9 protein-coding genes and 1 pseudogene are annotated in these 6,732 nt (G+C 63.9%); 4 read left to right on the top strand and 6 right to left on the bottom strand.

The features are described 5' to 3' along the window. Nucleotides 1-261 precede the first annotated feature (261 nt). Nucleotides 262-498: a hypothetical protein gene (locus EN906_RS17630; protein ID WP_127268047.1), complete on the top strand. Its 237-nt coding sequence runs from the start codon at nucleotides 262-264 to the stop codon at nucleotides 496-498. A gap of 84 nt (nucleotides 499-582) precedes the next feature. On the opposite strand, the gene EN906_RS17625 is transcribed toward EN906_RS17630, so the two are convergent. From EN906_RS17625 to EN906_RS17610, 4 genes are read right to left on the bottom strand one after another with little or no spacing between them, the layout of a single operon-like run. Next, nucleotides 583-951: a helix-turn-helix transcriptional regulator gene (locus tag EN906_RS17625; RefSeq protein WP_127268046.1), complete on the bottom strand. Its 369-nt coding sequence runs from the start codon at nucleotides 949-951 to the stop codon at nucleotides 583-585. Nucleotides 952-976: 25 nt separating this feature from the next. Continuing rightward, nucleotides 977-1,507 (bottom strand): Smr/MutS family protein, encoded by a 531-nt coding sequence (locus EN906_RS17620; RefSeq protein WP_127268045.1) that lies wholly within the window; start codon nucleotides 1,505-1,507, stop codon nucleotides 977-979. Continuing rightward, nucleotides 1,504-2,628: a murein transglycosylase A gene (locus EN906_RS17615; protein ID WP_127268044.1), complete on the bottom strand. Its 1,125-nt coding sequence runs from the start codon at nucleotides 2,626-2,628 to the stop codon at nucleotides 1,504-1,506. The genes EN906_RS17620 and EN906_RS17615 overlap by 4 nt, the downstream gene beginning before the upstream one ends. 25 nt (nucleotides 2,629-2,653) lie before the next feature. Next, entirely contained in the window at nucleotides 2,654-3,361 is a 708-nt protein-coding gene (locus EN906_RS17610; RefSeq protein WP_127268043.1) for a Tim44/TimA family putative adaptor protein, read from the bottom strand. 217 nt (nucleotides 3,362-3,578) lie between these two features. On the opposite strand from EN906_RS17610, the gene EN906_RS17605 reads away from it, so the two are divergent. From EN906_RS17605 to EN906_RS17595, 3 genes and pseudogenes are all read left to right on the top strand, one after another. Continuing rightward, nucleotides 3,579-4,076 (top strand): FxsA family protein, encoded by a 498-nt coding sequence (locus EN906_RS17605; protein WP_127271639.1) that lies wholly within the window; start codon nucleotides 3,579-3,581, stop codon nucleotides 4,074-4,076. 130 nt (nucleotides 4,077-4,206) lie between these two features. Next, a complete protein-coding gene (secB, locus tag EN906_RS17600) occupies nucleotides 4,207-4,704 on the top strand; it encodes a protein-export chaperone SecB (protein WP_023813420.1) in 498 nt (165 codons plus the stop codon). Between the two features lie 253 nt (nucleotides 4,705-4,957). Next, nucleotides 4,958-5,241, top strand: a pseudogene (locus EN906_RS17595) (GIY-YIG nuclease family protein). Nucleotides 5,242-5,373: 132 nt separating this feature from the next. On the opposite strand, the gene dnaQ reads toward EN906_RS17595, so the two are convergent. Next, nucleotides 5,374-6,075, bottom strand: a complete 702-nt coding sequence (gene dnaQ / locus EN906_RS17590) for a DNA polymerase III subunit epsilon (protein ID WP_127268022.1) — start codon at nucleotides 6,073-6,075, stop codon at nucleotides 5,374-5,376. 294 nt (nucleotides 6,076-6,369) lie between these two features. Beyond that, nucleotides 6,370-6,732: dephospho-CoA kinase (locus tag EN906_RS17580; protein ID WP_127375283.1), on the bottom strand; the 363-nt coding region annotated here is incomplete at its 5' end.

Genomic DNA, 6,732 nt, shown 5'->3' with positions numbered 1-6,732 from the left:
CCGTATAGGGACGGGGAGAAAGACGCCTTCATCGTCGCTTTCGCCAATCATCAACGTCGTAAGCGCCAACCGCGCGGCTGCACCTTCTCCCCGTCACTATACGGGGAGAAGGTGCCGGCAGGCGGATGAGGGGCAGCGCGACGTCTGCCAATATTTCCCACCGCGACCGCCCCCCAATGAATTTTCGCATTTCTCCGTGAACCATTTCGCTTCGGCCAGCGACACACAGCCGTGAACCGAAACCAACCATGGAGACTTCAGATGACTGCTTTTCTGCGAAACACCCTTCTTGCCGCTCTCGCGGTGTCGAGCATGGCCGGATCCGCCATGGCCGAGCAGACCACCAGCTGTTCCAAAACCAACCTCAACGACCTCTGGGCCGGCCGCTGTTGCGGTGATGCCGGGGCGTCGGGCTGCCTGGGGGGTGGAAACAATGGCCATGGCGGCAATGGCGATCACGGCCGGGGCGGAAATGGCGGCACGGCCGGCAAGAAATGATCTCACCACTGTGCCCGCTGGCGGTCCGCCGGCGGGCAGTTTCCTGCTGAGGCAGGCGAACCTGCATCACGCTCGGATCGTCGGCTACGGCCGCTGGTTCAACGCCGCGCGGATCAATGCAGTGATGCGGCGAAGCTCGGCCTCGTCGAGTTTCTCGATGTTTTCGGCCAGCAGATTGGCAAGCTCGGTGGCAGCGGGGGAAAGACCCGACGTGTCGATTTTTACACGCGGGTGCGAGGCCTCGGCCAGCCGCGCCAGTTCCTCGGCATCGTCCCAGATGATGTTGAAATAGCCGATGATCTTCTGGATCAGCGTCCAGGTCGGGGCACCGCGCCTGCCATGTTCGAGCGCCGACAGGTAGGCGGCGCTGACGCCGATCGCCGCCGCCATGTCCTTCTGGCGGACACCGCGTTCGCCTCGTAGCGTGCGCAGCTTCTCTCCGAACGGGGTCATGTCCCCGCCCTCATGATAGAACTCCTCACAGGCGCGCCCGCCGCAGGCGGATATAGAGCGCACCCGAACCGCCATGGTTGCGGGCGGCATGGTCGTGGCTGGAGACGAGCGGCCGGAAGGCGGGCGTCGACAGCCAGGCCGGCACGGCGCGACGCAACACCCCATCGCCGCCGGAGGACGAGCCCTTGCCGGTGATGACCAGGACATAGCGGACGCCGCCGGCATGCGCCCGGTGCAGGAACGAAAACAGCAGCGAATAAGCCTCGTCCTGGGTCATGCCGTGCAGGTCGACACGGCCCTCGATCGGCAGCCGGCCTTTCGATAATTTGTCCAGCGTCGGCTCGTCGAGGCGGTGCGTGACTTGCTGAGCCTTCGGCTTTGCGGTCCCTGCGGCGTTGGCAGAGGCCAGCGCCGGCTGCGGCTGATTTGGCCTGGCCTCGGCGGCAATGTCGGGGATGTCGACGGCAAATTTGCCCTTCAGCGGCTTGGCCGTGCGCGCCACCAGGTTCCACAGAACCCGGTCATCCTCGCTGAGCTTGTCCGGGCGCCGGGTCATCGGACCGCACCCGCAACGAGCGCGCGCGGCACCAGCGCATAAAAATCCGCGGCATTGCGGATCACGCCGGCGATCTCGCCCGCGGCATCGCCCGATCCGGCGAACAGGTCGCCCCGCGCCGGTCCGGTGATGGCGGAGCCGGTGTCCTGCGCGATCATCAGGCGGCGGAACGGTTTTGCGTCGAAAGCAGTGAGCGTCGGCGCGTCGATGTAAAAGGGCGTGCCGAATGTATGCAGCAGGCGGTCGACGGCGATCGAGCGGCCCGGCGTCAGCGGCACCTTGGCGGCGGCGATCGGGCCAAGGGTTGCGTCCTCGACATCGGCCTCGCGAAAGAAGATGTAGGAGCGGTTCTGACGCAGTATCTCGTCGACGCGGTCCGGATGCGCCTTGAACCAGGCGCGGATCGACTGCATCGTCACCTCCGCCAGCGGGATCTCGCCAATCTCGCTCAGGATCTTGCCGGGCCCGGTGAAGCGCTGGCCGGATTTGGCGGCATAGGTGACGCGGACAAGCCGGCCGTCGGTCATGGCGAGGCGTGCGGCACCTTGCACGTGAATGAAGAAGGCATCGACCTTGTCGGCCAGCCAGGCGATTTCCAGGCCCTTGCCGTCGAGCGCGCCGCGCTCGATCTCGCCACGGTCGGGATACTCGACCGGCCCGTTCGGCGTCTGGCGCGCGAAAGCGAGGTAGGGATCCAGGCCGGGCGGCCGGTTTCCGTCGTCGATATCGACGAGATCGGCCGGGCGCGACAGCAACGGCACCGAAAATCGGTCCGTGCGCACCGGTGACGCCTCGACTTGCGGTTCATAGAAGCCGGTGACGAGCCCGGCGCCGCCATGTTCGGCAGGGACAAGCGCCGGGGCAAAATGGCGCTCGAAGAAGGCGCGGGCTTCCCCGCGGGCCAAAACCGGCGACCGATTCGCCGGCGAAACGGTCCGCGCCTCCGCGTAGGCATCGGCAAAAGCTTGGAAGTCGACGCCGAGCGCACCGCTGCGATAGGGTTTGGTCAGCACATGGAAGGCCGAGCGGCGAAAGGCGGCGAAGGCCGCCAGATGGTCGTCATCGTCCCAGCCGGGCAGGTCGCCAAAGGCTTTCTCGACAAAAAGAGGCGATAGCGACACCGGAGCCTCGCCGCGTGTTTCCGAACTAGTCTTCTTCCTCGGTGGCGACGAGCTTCCAGTTCGGATCGCGCGAGCGCGTGTCGCGGGCGAAGGTCCAGACATCCTTGACCTCGGCGACGGTTTCCGGGTCGCCGTCGATGACCGCGCCTGCCTTGTCGCGGGTCGCCGAAATCAGCTCGCTGATGATGCGCAGCGTGACATGCGCCTCGCCGCCCTTCATCTCGGCCGAGACGATGTCGGCCTTGTCGATGCCGACGAAGGAGGACTGGATCTTTTCCGCCTTGGCCTCGCGCTCGCCGATGGCGGCGACAAAACCGTCATAGACCTCGCGCGACAACAGGTTCTTCAGCGTTTTGCGATCGCCGTCGGCATAGGCCATGACGATCATCTCGTAAGCCATCTTGGCGCCGTCGACGAAACCCTTCGGCTCGAAGGACGGATCATTGTCCTTGATCGTGCGCAGGCCCTTGTTGAGGTCGGTGTCGGGCTTGGCGAAAGCGTCGATCGCGGCATAGGTGTCGGGAGCCGGCTCGCCTGGCGCGCGCTTGCGCGGCAGCGAGACGACGTTTTCGGATTTCTGGGCGGCATCCTTGTCGCCGGTGCGAGCCGCCGAATAGGGATCGAAGGGCGGCCGTTCGCTGCCGGTGCGGCGGCCCAGCACATTGCGCAGCTGGAAAAAGATGACCACCGCCGCAATCAGGAAGAAAATCGTGCCGAAGTCGAAGAATCCCATATCTTCCGCCAATCAATCCCTGCCCTGTGGCCGGACCGTCAGGCCCAATGGCCACGGTCGCATAGCGTTCAACATTCAAAGCATATAGAACGCAAGGCGCAATCATTCAAATCAAAGGCAGGCATACCTATCTAACAGCCTCAGTGCCAGCGGCGATTGCTCGCTGGCGGCCAAAACAATCGAAACGATCATAACAATCGAAAAAGGTTGGCAAGACTTGCGCATTTCGCTGCTTCCCTTCTTTCTCCTCGCGCTTCCGCTGCTGGAAATCGCCGGTTTCGTCATCGTCGGCCGCGAGGTCGGCGCGCTGGCGACGGTCGGCCTCGTGCTGGCCTCGAGCATCGCCGGCGTGCTTTTGCTCCGATACCAGGGCTTTGGTGTGATGGCCCGCATCCGCACCGAGATGGCCGCCGGCCAGAACCCCAGCCGCCATCTTGCGCACGGCGCCATGATCGTGGTTGCGGCGATCCTCCTGATCATCCCCGGCTTCATATCAGACATCATCGGCCTGCTGCTGTTCCTGCCGCCATTGCGCGATTTTGCCTGGAGCCGGTTCAAGGGCCGCATTGTCGTCGCCACCGATTTCTCGACCGGCGGTTTTCGTGGCCGGCGCGACAGGGTCATCGACCTCGAAGACGGCGACTATTCGCGCGAAGACGATCTGAAGCGCGGACCGGATCACAACTCGCCGTGGCGCCGCCTGAAGGACGATTAGGGCGCCGTCCCATCTCCATCCCGCAGCCCGGAAGCAAGGCGGCAAACCTTGTCTTGTCATCCCCGCCATGGTAGCGAACGCCCGATTTCAATTCGGTCAGCGACGCTGCCCAGGCAAGAGGACAAGGCTTATGGCCAGCAAAGATGACGCGCCGGTCGGCGCAGCCAACGGAAACGGCAATGCGGCGCAGCCGTCGCTCAACGTTCTGGCGCAATATGTGAAGGACCTGTCCTTCGAAAGCCCCGGCGCGCCCAATTCGCTGCGCGGTCGCGACAAGGCGCCGGGCATCGCCATCAACGTCAACGTCAACGCCAACCCGCTCTCCGACAAGCAGTTCGACGTCAATCTGACGCTGAACGCCAAGGCGTCCTTCGACCAGGAAGTGCTGTTCAATGTCGAGTTGGTCTATGGCGGCGTGTTCGCCATCGCAGGTTTTCCGCAGGAGCACATGCTGCCGATCCTGTTCATCGAATGCCCGCGCCTTTTGTTCCCGTTCGCCCGCCAGATCATCGCCGAGGCAACCCGCAATGGCGGCTTCCCGCCGCTGATGCTCGACCCCATCGACTTCGCACAGATGTTCCAGCAGAAGCTGGCCGAGGACGAGGCGTCCAAGGTCAAGGTGAGCTGAGCTCGGCTGCCATCGCTGTTGTTTTCTGAGAACCCGGCCTCGCGCCGGGTTTTCTGTTTGAGGTGCTGGAGAGATAGCTGAGGCGCCGGCGCCCTTCGAATGGCCTAGCCCTCCCGTCTTCGTCATCCTAGGGCGAAGCAAGGAGCGAAGCGACGCAGCGCAGACCCTAGGATCCATGCCGTGACGTGCGCCTTAGAATGCAACGGATCAGAATGGCGCTTGCCCCCGCGCCTATGCTCGCTACGCTAAAACGATGACCGGCTATGTCTACATGACTGCGAGCCAGAAGGCCGGCACCATCTATATCGGTGTCACCAACGATCTCGGTCGCCGCATGCCGGAGCACAAATCCGGTGAGGGCTCGCGCTTCACCAGCCGCTACGGTGTTCAGCGGCTGGTCTGGTACGAAGAATTTTTCGATATCACCGATGCCATCCAGCGCGAGAAGTCGCTGAAACGCTGGCCGCGCCAACGGAAGATCTAATTGAAAAGGCCAATCCGGAATGGTTCGAGCTGATTCGCGGGACGGGGTGGTAGGCGTTCGGTTTTTTGCACCGCCGGAGCCACTGCACCACTGTCACTGCATGGATCCTAGGGTCTCCGCAACGTCGCTTCGCTCCTGCTCCGCCCTAGGATGACGAAGACGCGAGGGTTTCGGTCAGTAGTTGCTCAGCCAGCCGCAACCTTCAGCCACAGCGCCTTTTCGCCAAGCGTCCCGACCATGCCGGTGTGCGCGGCGCGTTCGGCTTCGGTGACACGCGGCGGCAGGGGTGCCGGGCGCTGGCTGATGATGATTTCGATCTGGCGGACATTCTCGCCTTGCGCCGGCGCGGTGGCGCTGTCGAGGATGAGTGCCGCCTGCTTGCCGCCGATCAGCTCGATATAGACCTCGGCCAGCAATTCGGAATCGAGCAGGGCGCCGTGCTTGGTGCGCTTGGTGTTGTCGATGCCGTAGCGCCGGCAGAGCGCATCGAGCGAGTTGGGGCCCATCGGGTGCTTGCGGCGCGCCAGCGCCAGCGTGTCGACGACAAAACCATTGTCTATGACCGGGTGACCCAGCCGGCCGAATTCAACGTTGAGGAAGCCGACGTCGAAGGTTGCGTTGTGGGCGACCAGCTTGGCGCCGTCGGTGAAGTCCAGCCACTCCTGCGCAATCTCGGCAAAGGTCGGCTTGCCCGCGAGGTCCGCCGCGCTGATGCCGTGCACCGCCTGCGCCTCGGCGTGGATCGCGCGGCCTTGCGGGTTGATGTAGTGGTGGAAGGTCCTGCCGGTCGGGAAGCGGTTGACCAGCTCGACGCCGCCCAACTCGATGACGCGGTCGTCGCGCGAATCGAGGCCGGTGGTTTCCGTGTCGAAGATGATTTCACGCATCGAATCAGTCGCTCCAAAGGAGCAGAATCGTGAGACCGGAACAAAATGGCAATGGGAAACGAAGCTGATCAAGGCAATCACTACAGGTTTGCGCTGCCCCTCATCGCCCTGCCGGGCCCTTCTCCCCGTATAGTGACGGGGAGAAGGGGCTGGCCGCAACCTCGGCTCCCTTTCCGAACCTTGGAGATTGGCGAAATCCTTTGCGACAGCGTCCTTCTCTCCGTCACTATACGGGGAGAAGATGCCGGCAGGCAGATGAGGGGCGGCGCCGACGTTGACAGACAGCAGCCAGTGTCAGTGGCGCGGTCCGCCGCGCCCAATTAGCTCCGCAATGATCGCGTTCACTTGAACACGCGCAGCGTCCAATCCCCGCCCGGTGTCGACGACGAAATCGGCCTGGCGGCGTTTTTCCGCGTCCGGCACCTGCTTGGCCAGGATCGATGCCAGTTTTTCTTCCGTCATGCCCGGCCGCGCCAGCACGCGTTCGCGCTGGGTCTCGGCCGGGGCGGTGACGACGACGACCTTGTCGACGCGGTTGCGGCCGCCGGTTTCGAACAGCAGGGGAATGTCGAGCACCGCGATCGATTCGCTCGCGTTACGATGCTTGGCCAGGAAGGCATCGGCGTCGGCGCGCACCAATGGGTGAATGATCGCCTC

The sequence above is a fragment of the Mesorhizobium sp. M7A.F.Ca.CA.004.06.1.1 genome (genome assembly GCF_003999135.1).
Taxonomy (GTDB): domain Bacteria; phylum Pseudomonadota; class Alphaproteobacteria; order Rhizobiales; family Rhizobiaceae; genus Mesorhizobium.
Note: the sequence above shows the minus strand (reverse complement) of the source record. Positions and strands in the feature narration are given on the sequence as shown.